The 17797-nt window shown below is 66.0% G+C and carries 18 protein-coding genes; 5 read left to right on the forward strand and 13 right to left on the reverse strand.

Going from position 1 to position 17797, the window contains the following annotated elements:
- Positions 1–156: 156 nt before the first annotated feature.
- The 7 genes from OR16_RS36750 to OR16_RS36780 all read right to left on the reverse strand — a co-directional run bounded on the left by OR16_RS36750 (position 157) and on the right by OR16_RS36780 (position 5681).
- Entirely contained in the window at positions 157–1599 is a 1443-nt protein-coding gene (locus OR16_RS36750; protein ID WP_050983225.1) for an amidase, read from the reverse strand.
- 297 nt (positions 1600–1896) lie between these two features.
- Positions 1897–2382: a hypothetical protein gene (locus OR16_RS36755; protein ID WP_006164109.1), complete on the reverse strand. Its 486-nt coding sequence runs from the start codon at positions 2380–2382 to the stop codon at positions 1897–1899.
- Between the two features lies 1 nt (position 2383).
- Positions 2384–2839 carry a c-type cytochrome gene (locus OR16_RS36760; protein ID WP_006164110.1) on the reverse strand — a complete coding sequence of 152 codons (456 nt, stop codon included), beginning with the start codon at positions 2837–2839 and terminating at the stop codon, positions 2384–2386.
- Positions 2836–3357, reverse strand: coding sequence for a methylamine dehydrogenase light chain (locus OR16_RS36765; protein ID WP_006164111.1), 522 nt, complete (start codon positions 3355–3357; stop codon positions 2836–2838). The genes OR16_RS36760 and OR16_RS36765 overlap by 4 nt, the downstream gene beginning before the upstream one ends.
- A 20-nt stretch (positions 3358–3377) precedes the next feature.
- Positions 3378–3965 carry a methylamine dehydrogenase accessory protein MauD gene (gene mauD / locus OR16_RS36770; protein WP_006164112.1) on the reverse strand — a complete coding sequence of 196 codons (588 nt, stop codon included), beginning with the start codon at positions 3963–3965 and terminating at the stop codon, positions 3378–3380.
- Between the two features lie 7 nt (positions 3966–3972).
- Positions 3973–4596, reverse strand: coding sequence for a MauE/DoxX family redox-associated membrane protein (locus OR16_RS40280; protein WP_006164113.1), 624 nt, complete (start codon positions 4594–4596; stop codon positions 3973–3975).
- A complete protein-coding gene (locus OR16_RS36780; RefSeq protein WP_237717370.1) occupies positions 4593–5681 on the reverse strand; it encodes an amine dehydrogenase large subunit in 1089 nt (362 codons plus the stop codon). The genes OR16_RS40280 and OR16_RS36780 overlap by 4 nt, the downstream gene beginning before the upstream one ends.
- 436 nt (positions 5682–6117) lie before the next feature.
- On the opposite strand from OR16_RS36780, the gene OR16_RS44740 reads away from it, so the two are divergent.
- On the forward strand, positions 6118–6294 hold the full coding sequence (locus tag OR16_RS44740) for a hypothetical protein (protein WP_006164116.1): 177 nt from the start codon (positions 6118–6120) through the stop codon (positions 6292–6294).
- A 208-nt stretch (positions 6295–6502) separates the two neighbouring features.
- On the opposite strand, the gene OR16_RS36795 is transcribed toward OR16_RS44740, so the two are convergent.
- The 5 genes from OR16_RS36795 to OR16_RS36810 form a co-directional block, all read right to left on the reverse strand.
- The gene (locus OR16_RS36795) at positions 6503–6865 is read right to left on the reverse strand and encodes a translation initiation factor Sui1 (RefSeq protein ID WP_006164117.1); all 363 of its coding nucleotides are present in this window, start codon (positions 6863–6865) and stop codon (positions 6503–6505) included.
- 185 nt (positions 6866–7050) lie between these two features.
- The gene (locus tag OR16_RS36800) at positions 7051–7518 is read right to left on the reverse strand and encodes a hypothetical protein (protein ID WP_006164118.1); all 468 of its coding nucleotides are present in this window, start codon (positions 7516–7518) and stop codon (positions 7051–7053) included.
- Between the two features lie 13 nt (positions 7519–7531).
- Complete coding sequence (locus OR16_RS42320) at positions 7532–7693, reverse strand: DUF2092 domain-containing protein (protein ID WP_006164119.1); 162 nt, start codon at positions 7691–7693, stop codon at positions 7532–7534.
- On the reverse strand, positions 7690–8304 hold the full coding sequence (locus OR16_RS36805) for a DUF2092 domain-containing protein (RefSeq protein WP_081488995.1): 615 nt from the start codon (positions 8302–8304) through the stop codon (positions 7690–7692). The genes OR16_RS42320 and OR16_RS36805 overlap by 4 nt, the downstream gene beginning before the upstream one ends.
- A 1104-nt stretch (positions 8305–9408) precedes the next feature.
- A complete protein-coding gene (locus OR16_RS36810; protein ID WP_006164121.1) occupies positions 9409–10107 on the reverse strand; it encodes a YceH family protein in 699 nt (232 codons plus the stop codon).
- A 356-nt stretch (positions 10108–10463) separates the two neighbouring features.
- Here OR16_RS36810 and OR16_RS42330 point away from each other — a divergent pair, with 356 nt between their 5' ends.
- From OR16_RS42330 to OR16_RS36820, 3 genes are all read left to right on the forward strand, one after another.
- A complete protein-coding gene (locus OR16_RS42330) occupies positions 10464–12863 on the forward strand; it encodes a diguanylate cyclase domain-containing protein (protein ID WP_237717372.1) in 2400 nt (799 codons plus the stop codon).
- The gene (locus tag OR16_RS46910; protein ID WP_237717373.1) at positions 12769–13317 is read left to right on the forward strand and encodes an EAL domain-containing protein; all 549 of its coding nucleotides are present in this window, start codon (positions 12769–12771) and stop codon (positions 13315–13317) included. The genes OR16_RS42330 and OR16_RS46910 overlap by 95 nt, the downstream gene beginning before the upstream one ends.
- 206 nt (positions 13318–13523) lie before the next feature.
- Positions 13524–15134: a hypothetical protein gene (locus OR16_RS36820; protein WP_050983224.1), complete on the forward strand. Its 1611-nt coding sequence runs from the start codon at positions 13524–13526 to the stop codon at positions 15132–15134.
- Between the two features lie 86 nt (positions 15135–15220).
- On the opposite strand, the gene OR16_RS36825 is transcribed toward OR16_RS36820, so the two are convergent.
- Positions 15221–16558 (reverse strand): MFS transporter, encoded by a 1338-nt coding sequence (locus OR16_RS36825; protein WP_006164123.1) that lies wholly within the window; start codon positions 16556–16558, stop codon positions 15221–15223.
- 186 nt (positions 16559–16744) lie between these two features.
- On the opposite strand from OR16_RS36825, the gene cyoA reads away from it, so the two are divergent.
- Positions 16745–17791, forward strand: coding sequence for a ubiquinol oxidase subunit II (cyoA, locus tag OR16_RS36830; protein WP_006164124.1), 1047 nt, complete (start codon positions 16745–16747; stop codon positions 17789–17791).
- Positions 17792–17797: the final 6 nt, after the last annotated feature.

The raw sequence follows: 17797 nt of genomic DNA on the forward strand, positions 1-17797 counted from the left end.
ACAACTACCTTGACACACGCCGCAAGACAAAAAAGTAGGTCGCCTCCCCGCAGGGGAGGTGAAACTGCCGTTGAAGTTGCAGTTAAGTCCTTGAATTTGAAGCTGAATTTGCAGTTGCAGTTGCAGTTGCAGCCACAACCCCAACCCCACCCCCCTTCACCCCATCATCACCTGCGGCAACCTCCCCCCCACCCAGTTACGCTCCTGCTCATAAGCGTACGCCAGCCTGAGCACCGACAAATCATCCCTCGGCCGCCCAATCAACTGCATCCCCATCGGCAACCCCTGCGGCCCAAAGCCAACCGGAACGCTAATCGCGGGACACCCTGACAGCGTCCACGGGAAGACCACTTCCATCCATCGGTGATAGGTATCCATGTCGCGGCCGGCGATCTGCTTCGGCCAGGGCTGGTTCACGTCGAATGGAAAGACTTGCGCCGTCGGCACCGCGATGTAGTCGAACTGCTTGAACACACCGAGCAATGCCTGATACCACGCGGTGCGCTCCATGCTGGCGGTATAGACATCGCTGGCGCTGAGTTTCAGCATGCCTTCGATCTCCCAGATCGCCGAGTCCTTGAGCAGCGCGCGCTTGGCCGGGTCCTGATAGAAGGGCAGCATGCCATTGCCGACCAGGAAGTGCCGGTGCACCAGCCAGGTTTTCCACAGCCGTTCCGGCGAGAACGGAGGCTTGATGGCTTCCACCTGCGCGCCAAAGGCCGGGAAGGCTTTGAGTGCGTCCTCGCACAGCGGCAGGATGCCGGCTTCCATGGGCAGGTAGCCGTCCCAGTCGCCCAGCCATGCCACGCGCTTGCCCTTGGGGCTGGTCTTCAGCACGTCGGCCACATTGGCCGGGCTGAGCGTGGCCAGCACCGGGTCTTGCGCGAGTGCCTGCGGCGTGCGCGCATCGGGGCCGGCCTGCGTGGCTAGCAGCAGGGCCACGTCGGCGACGGTGCGTGCCATGGGCCCTTCGTAGCCGAGTTGCTGGATAAAGACTTCGGCGGCGGGGCCGTAAGGCACGCGGCCGGCGCTGGGGCGCATGCCGTAGACGTTGCAGAAACCTGCCGGGTTGCGCAGCGAGCCGCCGAAGTCGCTGCCGTCCGCTACCGGCAGCATGCGCAGCGCCAGCGCGGCGGCCGCGCCGCCGCTGCTGCCGCCGGCGGTGCGGCTGGCGTCATAGGGATTGCGGGTGGCGCCATAGACGGGGTTGAAGGTTTGCGAGCCCAGGCCGAACTCCGGGGTATTGGTCTTGCCGATCAGCACGGCGCCGGCGGCGCGTGCGCGTTCCACGATGATGGCATCCACCGTGGGCACGTTGTCCCGAAAGATTGGCGAGCCGAAGGTGGTGCGGATGCCGCGCGTAAGCGCCAGGTCCTTGGGCGCTTGCGGCATGCCGTGCATCCAGCCGGCGGAGCGTCCGGCGGCGAGGGCCTGGTCGCAGGCGGTGGCTTCCTGCAGCAGCACCTCGGGCTCGCGCAGCGCCACGATGGCGTTGGCGCCGGGATTCACCCGAGCGATGTGGTCCAGGTAGGCCGCCATGACTTCGCGGGCCGACAGCTTGCGGGCATGGATCTCGCGCGAGAGTTGCCAGGCCGGCATCATCACGATGGGATCCGGGCCGCTAGCCGTGGTGGCGGGTCCGGATGCGACCGATGCGCCGCCCTTGCCGGCGGGCGCCGCCGCGCCGGCGCTGCCGGCCACGCCCGCGGCGATGCCGGCCAGCGTGGCGCCGGCCAGGTGGCCTAGCAAATGGCGCCGTGAAGGTCGCCCAGGGGCGGGGCTGTTGACGGCATCGCGCGCCGTGCCGCTATCACTATCCGTGTTGCCAGTGGGGGTCATCGTGTCGTTCCTCGCTTCGGTTTTCTTATCCTGCATGTGCTTGCCTGCGTGAGTCTGTCACATTGGCCCGGGGCTCGCGCCGGTGGCTTTGTCCGGCGTCGTACTCGCGCCATCGTTCAGGATCGCGGCGCGGTGCGCGCTCACGTCATCGAGCGGCTGGCGGCGATAGCGGCCCACTTCCTCGGTGCTGAACGCTGGCACGTCGTGGCGGCCGATGAGCGCGGGCATCATCCAGTTCATCAGCCCGGAGATCTCGGCATCGCTGAGCGCGGAGGCCGAAGTGCCCGGCACCTGGATCAGGAACGCGCGCCCGGCCGGCGTGGCAAGCAGCAAGGGCACGGTCGCGCGCATGTCGGGGATGCCGGCCGAGGGCTTGCCGCGGGCGTCGGGCTGGTGGCAGCCGGAGCAGTGCAGCAGGTAGTTGTCGCGTGCGTGGCGCAAATCGGCCTGTGCGCTAGCGGTCGTGGCTAGCGTGGCCAGCGCCAGCAAGCCCAGGCCGCGCAGCGCCGCCGAGCGCCAGGTGCGTGCGCTGCGCGATGCCATGTTATTGCCCCGCCTCGCGTAGCTTGCGCACGGCGCCCGGGGTCTTGCGCTCGGCGCGTGCGCGGGCCAGCGTATCGGCGTTCACGGCCGGCTCCGGCGCGCCGTTGCTCACCGCCAGCCACGACAGCACGGCGGCCAGCGCTTCATCCGGCAGTGTGGCGAAGCTGGGCATCACGCCGTTGAACGACTGGCCCTGCGACTGGATCGGGCCAGCGAGGCCGTGGGTCAGCACATTGGCCAGGTAGGCCTGGCCCGCCGGCGTGGCGAGCCGCTCGCGCAGCGCGCCGGCCAGCGGCGGCGCCACGCCGGCAATGCCGGAGGCATCGGCATTGTGGCAAGCGGCGCAGTGCGTGCCGAACAAGGCCTTGCCCTGGTCTGCCAGCGAGTCGGCAAGGGCCGCGCTGGCGGGCGCCATGCATGCCAGGCACAGCGCGAGCTGTGAAATGGATAACCTCATTCCTGGACTCCGAGAATGATCGAGGTGGTGCAATGGAACATGGTGCTGTCGTTGCTCATGCACCAGTTGACGTCGTTGTGCACGCCCAGCCGGTAGCCCGGCCGTTCGCGCTCGTTGGTGTTGCACTCGCAGCGCCCGCAGGTGGTCTTGCCGCAGCAATCGTTGTAGCTGACCATGTAGTGCCTGCCGTCGGATGGGTTGTGGCAGGTACCCACCCACGACACGCGCGAGGGCTCGGTGCCTGGCGGGCAGGTGGTGGAACTGCCGCCGCAGCACGCGCACAGGAAGCCGTCCACCGCGCAGTACTTCCAGTAGTCGCAGGCGGTTTCGTCCTGCGCTTGCGCACCGGAGGGCTTGCCGCCGCGAGCGGGCGCCGCGTGCGCGCTGCGGTCAAAGGGCAGCACCGGCAGCGCCATCGTGCCCACCATGACCTTGCCGAGCGTGGCCAGGACGCTGCGCCGGCCCGTGCGCTGGGCCGCGCGCCGGGTCTGGTGTTCGAAGAATCGGTCAATCCACATTGGTCTTCTCTCCCCTGCCGTCAGGCACGCGTTTCCAGGAATTGCTGCACCGAGCCCACGTTAAGGTCCATCGCGGTGAACAGGCTCTCCAACTGCTCGCGCGAATTCACCAGGCCCTTGGCGCGCAGCGTGCCGTGCTCATCCATCAACACGCCGTACGGCAGCTTGCCGATCTGCAGGTGCATGCCGAGCTCGGGCGATAGCACATAGGGGAAGGCTTCCAGCCCGGCGTGGCGCAGGAAGGCCAGGTGCTCGGGCTGCTCGCCGTCGGAGGCGAGCACCACGCGCAGCCAACCGGCCTCGCTGGCCTGCATCGACTTGAGCACTGGCAGCAGCTTCTTGCAGACCGGGCAGGTGGGCGAGAGAAAGAACAGCAGCGTGCTGCGTGCCTGCGCGCCGCCCACCGCCACCGGGCCGCCACGCACATCCTGCAAGGCAAAGGGCGGTAGCGCCTCGCCCACGCGCGGGCCGGCGTCGATCACCAGCGCGCCCATCGGCGCGACGCGTTCAAACAGGATGCCGACCTGGCGGGCCAGTGCATAGAAGCCGAAGAGCAGCGCCAGTACGGCGATCCACAGCAAGATGTTGGCAATCACAAGAGCAGTCATGGGAGTCTCACGAGAAGGTGGAATGCGTAGGGTGGCTGGAAGCCGGGCGGCCGGTGCGGCGCGTCGCGCGGTCAGCGTTGACCAGCAATTGCGTGGCCCCGAGCCAGAGCAGCAATAACGCGAGCGCGCAGAAGCCGGCGGCCAGGGTGTCGAGCAGCGTGAACGCGCGCGGTGCCGTGTCGGCCGCCAGTCCGGCAGCAGTGATCGCGGCCAGCACCAGCACGGCGACCAGGCCGAGGTTGCGCAGCAGCAGGCCGGGCGAGAGCCGCAAGCTGTCGGTGTCGCTGCCGCAGCCGCAGCGGATGTCGCGCCGCCCGCGCAGCAGGTTGATACCCACCGCGCCGCTCGCCACCGTTATCACGCACGCCGCCAGCAGCGCCGCGCCCGGGTGCAGCGGCGCGGCTACCAGCGCCGCCACGCTGGCCGCCTCGGCGCCAACGTAGGCAAGCGCCACCCAGCGCGACCATGCATCGGGCACCAGCCGGTAAGCGCTCAAGGCGCTCCAGAAGCCGGAGAAGTCGCGCAGCTTGGGCCACAGGGAATGCGCCAGTACCAGCGCGGCGGCGGCGGAACATGCCGCTGCCACGACCGGATCGCGCAACAGGTTGGAGACCACAGCGGCGGCGCTCATTGGTGCAGCTCCAGCTGCACCGCGTTCTCCGCCACTTGATCAAGGCGCGCCACCGGCTTGAGGCCGCGGGCCGGGTCCAGCGACACCACGCCGGCCTTGGCGGCGTCCAGTACATACAGCGTTGGCTGCGGCCCTTGCGTGATGGTGAGCGCCAGCGCGTTCTGCCCCGGCGCGCGGGCAACGCGCTTGTGCTGCGCCAGGTCGATGGTCCAGATCTCGGCGGCGGGGGTCTTGTGCGATCCCTCCTTGCTGCGCGGATGCATGCCCAGGTAGAGGCGGCCCGTCGCCGCGTGCAGCGCGAACAACTGGTAGCCGCCCGGCTTCCAGCCCGCCTTGCGGTCCGCCGCGTCCACCACGGGCCAGGGCTGCGCGAAGACCGGCGTCTCGCTTGAGAGATCCGCGCTGTAGACGTTGCCGTTGAAGGACACGAAGGTCAGCGTGTTGCCCACGCGCTCGCTGTGCAGGAAGACCGGATCGGCGTCGGGATCGAACATGCGCGCGCTGCGCTTTTGCCCGCTGGGCTGGCCGGCGGCGTCATGCGTCACCGTCAGCATCGTGCCGTCGCTGCACAGGGTGCGAAAACGCTGGCTGGACGCCTCGGTGGCAAACACGCCCCAACAGCCCGGGGTTTGCGCCTCCGCCACGAACTTGCCGGCCTGCAGGTCGACAATGCTGACCGAGGTGGCGGGCGTTGCGTTCCTCACGACATCGGTGCGCTCGCCGCGCGCGAGCCGCGTGTAGAACGTGGAGATCACGTACAGCGTGCGCTTGTCCGGGGACAGGACGCTCTGCCCGCCGAATGCCGTGGGCACCAGCCCGAGGTAGCGCATGCCTTTGCCATCCACCACGTGCAGGCGCCCGTCCACCATGTGCTTGAACGCCACATCGGAGATATAGAGCCGGCCGTCATCGGCGGGCGCGAGGGCCTGGACGGAGAGGGTTTCCGGCTGCAGATCGGCGGCGTTGGGAGCGGCATTTGGAGCGGCGGTGGCTTGTGCGGCGAGCGCGCTCAATATCGTTGCCGCCGCCACTATCCGTACCGCGCCGGGCCGTCGCATGATGGCCCTGGTGCTTACCTCGTTCACTGGATGGCTCCTTGGGATGCGCTTTGCAATGGAGCCAGTCTACGAAGGGGGGCGGTGTGGGCGTTATCCGAAATCGGCAAAGGCGGCACAGGGACATTCACCGATGCCGGCCGGCGCGCGGCAGCGGCCGGCGCCGTTCGGCATGGCGGCTTGCGGTGCATGGCGCGCGGATGCGACGGATGGCGCGCCTGCCGTGGGTGCGCGCCGTCCGGCACCATGGCGAACCTGCACTGCGGCGGTGCGCGCAGGCTCGCGCAGCGGGCAAACGCTCAGCCGCAGGCCTATCCGTTTTCGGAAACGGAGCAGAATAGCCAGTGAGGCCGAAGACGGTAGAAGGTGGCATAGCCGAGGCGGCCCAGGAGCGGCCCCGGCGTGGTGCCAAAGCAGGCCAACGCCGCCACCGTGCTACGATCCGCGCCTAATACGGAGAATGAAGATGTTTTTTACTTGCCAGAACCAGTCGTGCCAGACGCGTTGGGACCCCAAGGACGTGACGGTCAAGGACGAAGGCCAGGGCCCGCTGTTTCGTTGCCCTGTGTGCAATTCCCGCAACCCGGTTGTGCCCCAGCGCAAGTCCGACGGCACCATCGTCTACAAGCAACGCAACCGTTAAGGGGCCGCTTAAGCCGCACAAAGGCCGCACAAGGCCGCAACAAGGCCGCACAAGGCCGCACAAGGCCGCACAAGGCCGCACAAGGCCGCACAAGGCCGCACAAGGCCGCACAAGGCCGCACAAGGCCGCACAAGGCCGCACAAGGCCGCACAAAGGCCGCGCAAGGCCTCCCATGCCCCGTTCCGGCTAGCGGCGCGTGGCGCGGCGCTCAGCCGCCAGCCCGCTTGACGGACATCCCGCGCAGCTTGAGTTTCTCCATCACGGTGTCGCAGTGGTCGCCCTGGATCTCGATGACGCCGTCCTTGACGGTGCCGCCCGAGCCGCAAGCGGCCTTCAGGTCCTTGCCCAACTGCGCCAGCGAGAGCGCGTCGAGCGCCACGCCGCGCACCAGCGTCACCCCCTTGCCCTTGCGGCCCTTGGTCTCCCGCGACACCCGCACGATGCCGTCGCCTTGCGCGACCGGCCGGGCCTTGCCGCACGTGCAGGCTGCCAGCGCGTTGCCGCAGCCGGGACACATGCGGCCGTGTTCAGTGGAGTAGACCAGCGAGCTGGCGGGTTTCGGGTGAGACATGACGGGGATTCCGGATGGCGGGCAGGCAGCGTACGACAAGCGCGCCGCGCCTGCAAGGGGCAACGGGCAACAGGCAACGGGGCTCGCCATCAGACGCATGCCGCCTGCGCCCGGATCGCGAGCAGCGAGCTCGTTGAACCAACTCACCCGCTCGCTCCGAACCCGGTTCCCGGGCTACCGCCTACTCAACGCGGTGGGGCCACCACGACATACTGGACTGCCGAGCCCGCATACTGCGGTTGATACCAAGTGGTTCCGCATTGCTGAAAGGTGACACCATTGACGACAACGGGCACACAGGACGGCGGAACCGAGTGAACGATGGAACCCACTACGGCCGTTGTAACGACGGCCGTAGTGGCTACCACGGCGGCGGTGGCAACCGGATGCCAGTTGTTGTCCGCCTGAACATTCACGTTGACGTTGCGATTCACGTTGACGTTCGTGTTCGTATTGACGTTCGCGGTCCGGTTGACGTTGGCGTTCCGATTGACGTTGACGTTTGAATTCGCATTGACGTTGGCGTTCCGATTCACGCTGGTCCGCGTTGTATTGTTGAACTGCCGCTCAGCCAGAGCGCTGCCTGGAAGCAGGATGCCCAGACCAGCGACAAGCAGTGAGGTTGCGACGCTTGCAACGACGAGATTGCGCATGGCACTGCTCCTTTCATTGTTTGGCGGCAGCTTGCGCCACCGGGACCAGGTCAATCTTGCGAGCGTCGCCGGGCGGCGTGAACTTGAAGATCTTGTCGTCAAGTCTTGGCGTGAGGTTCCACTTCAGTTGCGCTACATACTGAGGCTGAGTCGCTTCGGCGGTGGTCGTAATCACCAGCTTGACCGGTAGCGGTTTCGTAGCGGTTTCTGGCCACGCTGGATCCATACCTGCCAATCCACATCTTGCTGGCGGAACGCGTAGTGATCGCAATCGATGCCACCGACATAGGCCGGTCCGATGTAGGCGGCCGACTTGACTTCGTCCACCCGTTCCTGGTTCGTTCCCCAATAGAACAGATCCGTGAGCGGAAGATCCACGCCGTACTTCTCGCTGAGCACGCCGAACAGCTCCGCGATCGTTGGTGGCGCGTTGACGATGCCGTAAAAATGCATGCGGGGCGCATATTGGGTCAGCGTCTTCCCGTCGAAGTAGAAAGACCTTTGCACCCGATCCGAATGGATATCCGCGCGTAGCGCGTTGGGCCGCCGGACCCGGTAGTCGACGCTGCCTTCGAACTGCACCTTTTGACCGTTGTCGAGTATCTGGTCGGTGGTTGTGCTCGAGTGCAGGGAGAAAGTCTGCAATGTGCGTAGATAGGTCCCCATCGACTTAAGGGCATCCATTGCCTTGGGCTCCACGGCACTGGCATCCTGGGCGCAGCAGGTACCGGCGTATAGCACGGTAGCCAGTGCCACAAGTCGGGCGTGACTGGAACGTAGCTTCATACATCCTCCTATTGAGGTGCTGCATTGGCATACACTTCGCTTCGCTTCGCTAGCGGCCGGCCCTCAGGATGGCCGGCCAGGATTTCTTGACCAGCAGGTTGGCGAGGCTGCGGGCGATCATCGACACGGCACGGATGTGCTGCGGATTGGCTCCGAAGATTCACTAGACTACGCAATTGCACCTTCCTTGCGTTAGCCCGCCAAATTGAAATCTTTCGAGCGTCGGTATTAGCGATGTCGACTTCGGGCGCGCCGCCGCGTGGCGCTTGCCGTCTTGTGCGTGGCGATTAATTCACTCGAAGTAGCGCCGCCTCGTCCACGCGGTCGGTGATCCTGCCGACGATATCCACCGTCTCGGTCGCGGCACGCGCGTATGGACATGGCGCGGGACGCGCCATGTCCATACATTTGGGATCGGAATTGTCGGAGCGAAAGAAGCCCGGCCTTCGCTGAAGGCGCTCGCAAGGCTCGCGATATCTACATCGGGCCCTGGTGCTTGAGGGTAGGGGGCGCTGGTGAGGGCCCCCTTGCGTACTGTCGATGGCGCTGCCTAGCGCCCGGCAGGACTCCCGTAAAACGCACCAGTGCGGGGATTCGAAACGATGTAGGTATTGCGTCTTGCCCAAGTCTGGGCAGCCATGAAGACTTCGGGCTCGCGCTGGCTCCAGTCACTCGTCATGAGTGGCGTAGCCTCTTGCTCCGTCGTGGCATACACGACGGCCTGGTGAAGGGCGGCCCGGCCTTGGCTTCCTGGAATCGTAATGGTGCGAATCGTCACGCGCATCGTCAAAGGCCTCAACGTGTTTGGACTGCAAAGTATGGCTGCCTTTCAAGGACAGTATTGTGACAGCGTAGTGTCCGAAGCTGCCCTGAAAGGCTGCGCCATGGAGCGCTTGGCGAAGCCGGGGCAATCAGGGTTGCGGCCTCGCCGTGGATAGGATGCAGCTATCCACGATCATACGCGCAAGCACTAATCGGGCCAACGCCAGCTGTTGTGGCGCGTCGACAGGCTGGGCGCAGCCTGCGGCACGCGGGCGCACAATATTTCCAACTGGAATAGTTGTGGCGGGTTTGTACTGACGGCTAACGGCTAACGGCTAACGCCTACAACCCATTCGTGTCGACTGCAATGCCCAGCTCGCCCGCCATGCGCTCCACCAGCGCCTGAAGCCGGCTTACCTTCTCCGCCAGCTCCTTTTGCTCGGCCTTGAGCGACTCGAATTCGGAGGGCGAGATGTTGTCGTCGGTGCCGCCGCGCTCGGCGATGTCATCGATGCTGACTTCCCCGCACAGCAGGTGCATCCAGCGGCTTTCGCGTCCGCCGGGGGCGCGCGGCAGCTTGACGACAAAGGGCGGCTCGGCGGCGGCCAGCTCTTCCAGGAACACCTCGACCGACGAGATGTCGGCAAATGCGTGCAGGCGCGCGGAGTTCAGCCTCAGTTCCGCGGCCGTCTGGGGCCCGCGCAGCAGCAGCGTGGTAAGCAAGGCGACCGACTGGCTTGGCACGCCCAGCACGCGTTTCATGTTCTGCTCGAAGCGCGGCACGCGGCTGCTGCTGCCTTCCATGGCCAGGCTCAGGCGTTTCAGGCCATCGATGGCGGTGAGGATCTCGGCCTCGGAGGCATTCATCACCGGCGAGCGCGCGGTCTTCTGGTTGCAGCCGGACGTCAGTGCATTGAGGGACAACGGATAGGTGTCCGGCACCGTGTGCTGCTTCTCGACCAGCACGGCCAGCACGCGCCCTTCAAGCTGTGTGAGGGAACGGATGGCGTGGCGTGCGGGGGTGTCGGGATTGGGGTTCATGTGTGGTATCGCTAGGTGAAGCTGCTTGCCCCGGGCGGATCCGCGGATCCGTTGATCGTCGGCCAGCCGGGAGCGCCTTGTTTGGTGGGCATATGATATCCGCTCAGGGGGAGGGGCAATGTGAGTTTGCGTGCGCGTAGCGCTCCGTCCGCCAGAGCCTCTGGCGCGGGAATTCCAGAGCGCACGCCGAGCCGTCCCGTTCATGTCTTCAATTAACCCTTCTGAGTTAAAGACATGCTGGGCCCTGCGATGCAGAATGCCAGGGTACCCGCCCTGGCATGGCGGATTCGTGAGCCATCGATGCGAATACGACTTGTCGCCTGCGCTGCGTGGCGTTACGTCACATATAGGAACCTATGGGGCAGACCTCCCAACCCTCGCCCGCCAGCGAGCATCGGCTCCGGGTGATCTGGCCCTTCGTGGCGATTGTGGTAGTGCTCGCGCTGGTGGGGATGGCAAGCGTCGACATGCTGTCCTCGGCGCGCGCCTTCGTGGGCGGCGAAAGCCTTTGGAGCAAAGGCCAGAAAGACGCGGTGCTTCAACTGCTGCGCTACGGGGAAAGTGGCGATGAGGCCGCGTTCGATGCCTATCGGCGCGCCATCGCGGTGCCACTGGGTGACCGCAAGGCCCGGCTTGAGATCGAGCGAGCCGATCCCGACTTCGAACAGGTCCGCGCCGGTTTTGTCGCCGGCGGCAATCATATCGATGATATTCCCGGCATGATCCGTCTGCTTCGGCATTTCCGTCATGTGACGGAGATTGACGAGGCCGTCTCGATCTGGGCGCGGGCCGATGTCGAGGTGATGGCGCTGGAGGACCATGCCCGGCGCCTGCACGCCCTGATCCATGGCGGCGCATGCGGCGCAAATTGCGTCGGCCCGCTGCTGCAGGAAGTTGCTGCGATCGATGCGCGCTTGACGCCACTGGAGACCGCCTTCTCCTACGCACTCGGCAAAGCTTCGCGCCGCGTGCGCGACATCCTGCTGCCGGGCATTGCCATGGTAGCCGCGTTGCTCTTGTTGCCGGGGATCCTGATCGCGAACCGCACCTTGCGCCAGGAGCGGCAACTCCGGCAGGCGCTGGCGCACAGCGAGGAGCGCTTGCAACTGGCGGTCAGCGGCAGCAACGACGGGCTGTGGGACTGGGACGTGCGTAGCGGCGGACTGTATTTCTCGCCGCGCTGTGCCGCCATGCTGGGCTACGCGGCGCACGAGCTGTCGCAGGCGCGTGAGACCATACTGGCCCTGGTGCACCCGGCCGACCATGCTGCTCTCCCCTTGAAGTTGCGCCGGCATCTGCGCGGTGATTTGCCCTACGACGCGGAATTCCGCCTGCGTACCAAGGCCGGTGGCCATCTATGGGTGCGGGCGCGCGGCCGCCTGGTGCGCACGGCCACGGGCCGCGTGCAGCGCATGGCAGGCTCGCTGACCGATATCACCGACCACAAGCGCTCGGAGGCCCTGATTTTCGCGGAGAAGGAGCGCGCCCAGGTGACGCTGCAGGCAATCGGGGACGCAGTCATCACGACGGATGTCGCGGGCCTGATCGACTCGCTCAATCCTGCGGCGGAGCGATTGACCGGGTGGCGCAGCGAGGAGGCGATCGGCCTGCCGCTGTGTCGTGTGTGCACGCTCAAGGACGAGGCCACGCATGTTCCGATCCCCGATCTGGTAGAGGCGGCGCTGGAGCGGCGCTGGCGGGAACCCTCCACGCTGCTGCTGTTGCTGCGGGCGGGTTCCCAGATCGCGGTCAAGCTCTCGGTGGCGCTGATCAGCAGTCGTGCGGGCAATGCCATCGGCGTGGTGCTGGTGCTGCACGACATGAGCCGTGAACGCGAGCACGCCGCGCGGCTCACCTATGAGGCCAGTCATGATGCCTTGACCGGCCTGGTCAACCGAGCCGAGTTCGAGCGCCGGCTGGCCGGCGCGATGGCGCGGGTGCATGGCGAGGCGGGCAGCCATACGCTGATGTACCTGGACCTCGACCAGTTCAAGGTAGTGAACGATACGTGCGGCCATGCCGCCGGTGACGAGTTGATTCGTCAGGTCGCCTCGGTGATGCGCGGCCAGTTGCGCAAGGGCGATACGCTGGCAAGGCTGGGCGGCGACGAGTTCGGCGTGTTGCTGGAACACTGCCCGGCACACGCCGGCCAGCGCGTCGCCGAAGCGCTGCGGGGAAGCATCGCGCAATTCCGCTTCGCGCACCGGCAGCGCACGTTCTCGCTTGGCGTCAGCATCGGCCTGATCAGCCTGGACAGCGAGGTGACGCAGGTGGAGGAAGCGCTGAGCGCCGCCGACGCCGCTTGCTATATGGCCAAGGAAGGCGGTCGGAACCGCGTCCAGGTGTACCGGCCGCAGGATGATGCGGTGCGCACGCGTCACGACGAAATGGAGTGGGTGAGCCGGATACACGCGGCCCTTGCGGCCGGGCGCTTTTGCCTGCATGCGCAGGAAATCGTGCCGCTGCAATCCAGCGGCGGCCGTGGCCGGCATCTCGAGCTGCTGCTGCGCATGGTGGATGAAACCGGGCTGCTGGTGCCGCCGATGGCCTTCATCCCGGCGTGCGAGCGCTACAACCTGATGCCAATGCTGGACCGGGGTGATCGACGCCGGTTTTGCCGCGCTCGCCCGCCACCAGCTTGCCCTGCCTGGCGATGTGGCGTTGTGCGGGCTGAACCTGTCGGCCGCCTCGCTTGGCGACGCCCTGCTGCCCGCTTACGTGCGCGAGCGGGCCGTGCACCATGGCATCTCGCTTGACGGCATCTGTTTCGAGATTACCGAGACCGCGGCGATCGGCAACCTGGCGCAAGCTGCCGTGTTTATCCGCCAGTTGCAGGAAATGGGCTGTCGCTTCGCGCTGGACGATTTCGGTGCGGGGATGTCCTCGTTCACCTACCTGAAGCACCTGCCGGCCGAGTACCTGAAGATCGATGGCAGTTTTGTGCGGGAGATGTTGAACGATCCGGTCAACCTGGTGATGGTGGAGGCGATTCAGCGCATCGGCCACGCAATGGGCAAGCAGACCATTGCCGAGTACGTAGAGAACGAGGCGCTGCTGGAGCGGCTGCGCGCGCTTGGGGTGGACTACGCGCAGGGCTACGGCGTTGGCCTGCCGATGCCCTTTGCCCCGGTCACGAACACCGGGGCGCGGTTTGGGCAGGATGCACTGGCGGTCTGCTCAGGCCGCGGCGAAGTCATCGATACGGTTTAGCGCTGCTTAATTCTGACATGCGCAAAACCCAAGTTGCCGCATCCGCGGAACAGAGTGCAGATGGCCGAGAGCCCGTCCCATTCCGATGATTTCACGATGCGAGATCGCACACTCTGAAGCTGGCGGGTGGCCGATCCGTTTACCTACACTCCGCTAATTGTGCAGATCAGGCTAACTGACGTAGACCACAGGCGGGGGGGTAAAAGATGCGATCGACCATGGCGAAGGCGGGCTTTGCGGCCTTGATGTGTCTGGCGCTAAGCGCGGGTGCTTACGCGCAATCGGCGAGTTCTTGCAGCGGGGGCAGTTGCAACGGCAACACCAATTACTACAACAGTAATCGCGGCCAGCTTCTCGATCAGAAGACCACGCTGCGCCTGAGCGCGGCCGCGCTGTCCGGCGTGCTCAACGCAAGCGATTCAGGCCGGCAGCTATTGCAGATCGCCGGCGCCCCTGCATGCGACCTGGAGATCGTCTACTTCCGCTACCGCACCATCGGCGGCGCGAACGAACCCACCACCGCCAGCGGCGCGCTGATGATTCCCAGCGGCGCTCGCGCATGCAGCGGGCCACGCCCGGCGTTGATGTACGCGCACGGCACCACCACCTACCGCAAATTCAATGTTGCGGACCTGACGCAGCAGGACCCGGGCAACGGCGATGGCGCCTCGGAGGGCATCAGCGTCGCGGCCATGTACGCCGCGCAGGGCTATATCGTGGTGGCAAGCAACTACGCGGGTTACGCCGGCTCCGAGCTTTCCTATCATCCCTACCTGAATGCCAACCAGCAAGCGGCGGACATGATCGACTCGCTGCGGGCCGCGCGGGTTGCGCTGGGCCGGGCGGGCTCGGGCAGGGCGGTCCGGGAAAACGGCAAGCTCTTTATTACCGGTTATTCGCAGGGCGGCCACGTTGCCATGGCCACGCACCGCGCGCTGCAGGCGGCGGGCATCAACGTGACGGCAGCCTCCACGGGTTCGGGCCCTTATGCCATGGCGGCCACGGGCGACGCACTGATCGCGGGCGAGGTGGACATTGGTTCCACCGTCTTCACGACGTTGGTGGCGACCAGCTACCAGAACGCCTACGGCAACATCTACCGCAGGCCGGGCGACCTGTTTGAGGCCGCCTACGCACGCGGCATCGAGGATCTCCTGCCGAGCTTGACACCCATCGATACCCTGATCGGCAACGGCAAGCTGCCTGCCACGGCGCTCTTCAGCCCGTATCCGCCGGCCCCGCAATTTGCCTCGCTGACGCCGCCCACTACCGCTGCGCTGGCGCCGCCTGAGCTGTTGCCGATATTTGCCCTCGGGTTTGGCAAAGGCAACCTGGTGCGCAACAGCTTCCGGCTTGGCCTGCTGGAAGACGCGCTGGTGAATCCGGATGGCGCGTTCCCTTACACCACGGTGGCGATGGCGCCGGCGGCCAGCCCGGCCGCGCCGCTGCGCCAGGCATTCAAGCGCAACGACCTGCGCAACTGGGTGCCGCGCGCGCCGGTGCAGCTTTGCGGTGGGCGCTTTGATCCGACGGTGTTCTTCTTCAACGCGACCGTGCAGCAGGCTTACTGGCGCAACGCCAAGGTGCCGGCGGGGCTGACTTCGGTGCTGGATGTCGACGCCCCGGTGGCGGGGCCTGCCGATCCTTATGCGCCGATCAAGCAGGGCTTTGCGCTGGCCAAGGCAACGCTCGCCGCGCAGGCGGTGGCCGCGGGCGCGACCGATGGCGGCGCCTCGGCGGTGATCGAGGCCTACCACGGCAGCCTGGTGGCGCCGTTCTGCATGGTGGCCGCGCGGGGGTTCTTCGGGAATTTCTGAGTAGAAAGACGGAGTAGAAAGGCGAGGTAGAAAAGAAGGCGGCCAGTCATTGCTCATGACTGGCCGCATTCTTTGTTGTAGCCAGCTTAGTCGCGGGTCTCCATCTTGCGATTGATCCAGAGCGCCAGCAACGTGCACGCCACGCCCGATAGCAGGTAGCCGCTGACGGCAAACAAGCCGAACTCGGCCGACAGCCCCAGCGCCACCAGGGGCGCAAAGGCGGCGCCGAACAGCCACGCAAAATCGGAGGTCAGCGCTGCGCCGGTATAGCGGAAGCGCGATCCGAAGTTTGCCGTGACAGCGCCCGCGGCCTGTCCGTACGACAAGCCCAGCAAGCCAAAGCCGATCAGGATGAACAGGTCCTGCCGCGCCGGGGTGCCGTTCATCAGGTATGGCGCGAACAGGCCGAAGACGCCGATCAGGACGGCCATCAGCGCCAGCGTGGTGCGCCGCCCGATGCGGTCGGCGATCCAGCCGGAGGCGATGGTGGCCGCCATGGCGATCCCCGCGCCGATGACCTGGATGATCAGCACGTCATTGATGTCCTGCGTGGCGTGCAGCGCGACCCACGACAACGGAAACACCGTGACCAGGTGGAACAGCGCGTAGCTGGCCAGCGCGGCGAATGCGCCGATGAACAGGTTGTAGCCTTGGGCGCGAAGTATCTGGACCGGGCTGATCGGCTCCAGCTCGCCTTCTTCCAGCAACTGCGTGTACTCCTGGGTCACCACCAGCCGCAGGCGCGCGAACAGCGCGACCACGTTGATGGCGAACGCCACGTAGAACGGATAGCGCCAGCCCCAGTCCAGGAATTCGTCGAATTCCAGGTTGGCGCGCAGGTAGAGGAACAGCGAGCCGGCAAGGAGAAAGCCGATCGGCGCGCCGAGCTGTCCCAGCATCGAGTACCAGCCGCGGCGGTGCGCCGGGGCGTTCAGTGCCAGCAGCGATGGCAGCCCGTCCCATGAGCCGCCCAGCGCAATGCCCTGCAGGATGCGCAGCGCCGCCAGGATGACGATGGCATGGTTGCCGAGCACATCGTAGCCCGGCAGGAACGCCATGCCAGCCGTGGCGGTGCCCAGCAGGAACAACGCGGCCGTCAGCTTGATGCTGCGTCCCCAGCGGTGCTGGATCGCCATGAACAAGGTGGTCCCGAACGGCCGGGCGATGAACGCGAAGGAGAAGATCGTGAAGGAGAGCAGCAGCCCTTCCAGTTGCCTGACAAACGGGAAGAACACGGTGGGGAAGATCAGCACCGAGGCGATGCCGTAGACGAAGAAGTCGAAATACTCGGACGCTCGCCCGATGACGACGCCGGCGGCGATCTCGGCTGGCGCCACCTGCGCCCGGTGCGCGGCTTCGTGCGCGGGCGTGGGGGAAGACGGTGACGGCTGGTGCTGGTGCTGATCCGTAGCGCTGCTGGACATCGTCAGGCCCTCTCGTCTCTCGTTGTTCGGGGTGGCGTTTTGTGTCACTCCTTTAAGAATGGCACTTCTTTGACTACAGTGCCATAGGAAATGTTGAGTTTCCGCGGCCAGCTCACCGGCGTAGTCCCAACGATCACTTCCACGGCTATGCAATTTCGCATTCGGATAGTGCCATCCCGCTACGCGATGCGCGGGTGTCTGTTGCTTCCTGCCATCCTGCTGCTGACGGGTTGCAACGCAGTGTTGCTGGCCCCGGCCGGGGACCTGGCGCTTCGGCAGCGTGATTTAATCATCATCTCGACCGGGCTGATGCTGTTGATCATCGTGCCGGTGATCGCGCTGACCCTGCTCTTTGCCTGGCGCTACCGCGAGGCCAACAGGGAGGCCATCTACGAGCCGGACTGGGACCATTCCACCTTGCTGGAGCTGGTGATCTGGGCCGCGCCGCTGTTGATCATCATCGCCCTGGGCGCGCTGACCTGGGTCAGCACCCACAAGCTCGACCCCTACCAGTCCTTGAGCCGCATCGATGCCGAGCGCCCGGTGCCCATGGGCATGGAGCCACTCACCGTGGAGGTGGTGGCGCTGGACTGGAAGTGGCTGTTCTTCTACCCCGAGCAGGGCATCGCCACGGTCAACGAGCTGGCGGCGCCAGTGGATCAGCCAATCCGGTTCAAGATCACGGCGTCCACCGTGATGAACTCCTTCTTCATCCCCGCGCTGGCGGGCCAGGTCTATGCCATGCCGGGCATGGAGACCAAGCTGCATGCGGTGATCAACCAGCCGGGGGTCTACGAGGGCTTCTCCGCCAACTACAGCGGGGCGGGCTTCTCCGGCATGCGCTTCAAGTTCCATGGCATGAGCGCCGAGGAATTCGCGCGCTGGGTCCAGCAAGCCAAGGCCGGCGGCGGCGCGTTGACGCGCGAAGCCTACCTGCGGCTGGAGCAACCCAGCGAGCTTGAGCCGGTGCGCCGCTATGCCAGCGTGACGTCGGGCTTGTACGACGCGATCCTGAACCGCTGCGTGCAAGCCAACCAGCCTTGCATCAGGGACATGGCCATGAGTGCGCGACAAGGCCGGGGGCAGGGGCAAGACAAGCCCCGGGGCTTCGACGTGGCCGCGCTTGAACGCGGCGCCGCCCGCAGCGGCCTAGGCGCCATCTGCACGGCAGGCGACCCCGCCGGCATCGGCGACGGTCCACGCGTGGCGTCCACCAGGGCGTTGCCCCAATGAGGTTGC

This window comes from Cupriavidus basilensis OR16, assembly GCF_000243095.1.
Lineage (GTDB): Bacteria > Pseudomonadota > Gammaproteobacteria > Burkholderiales > Burkholderiaceae > Cupriavidus > Cupriavidus basilensis_D.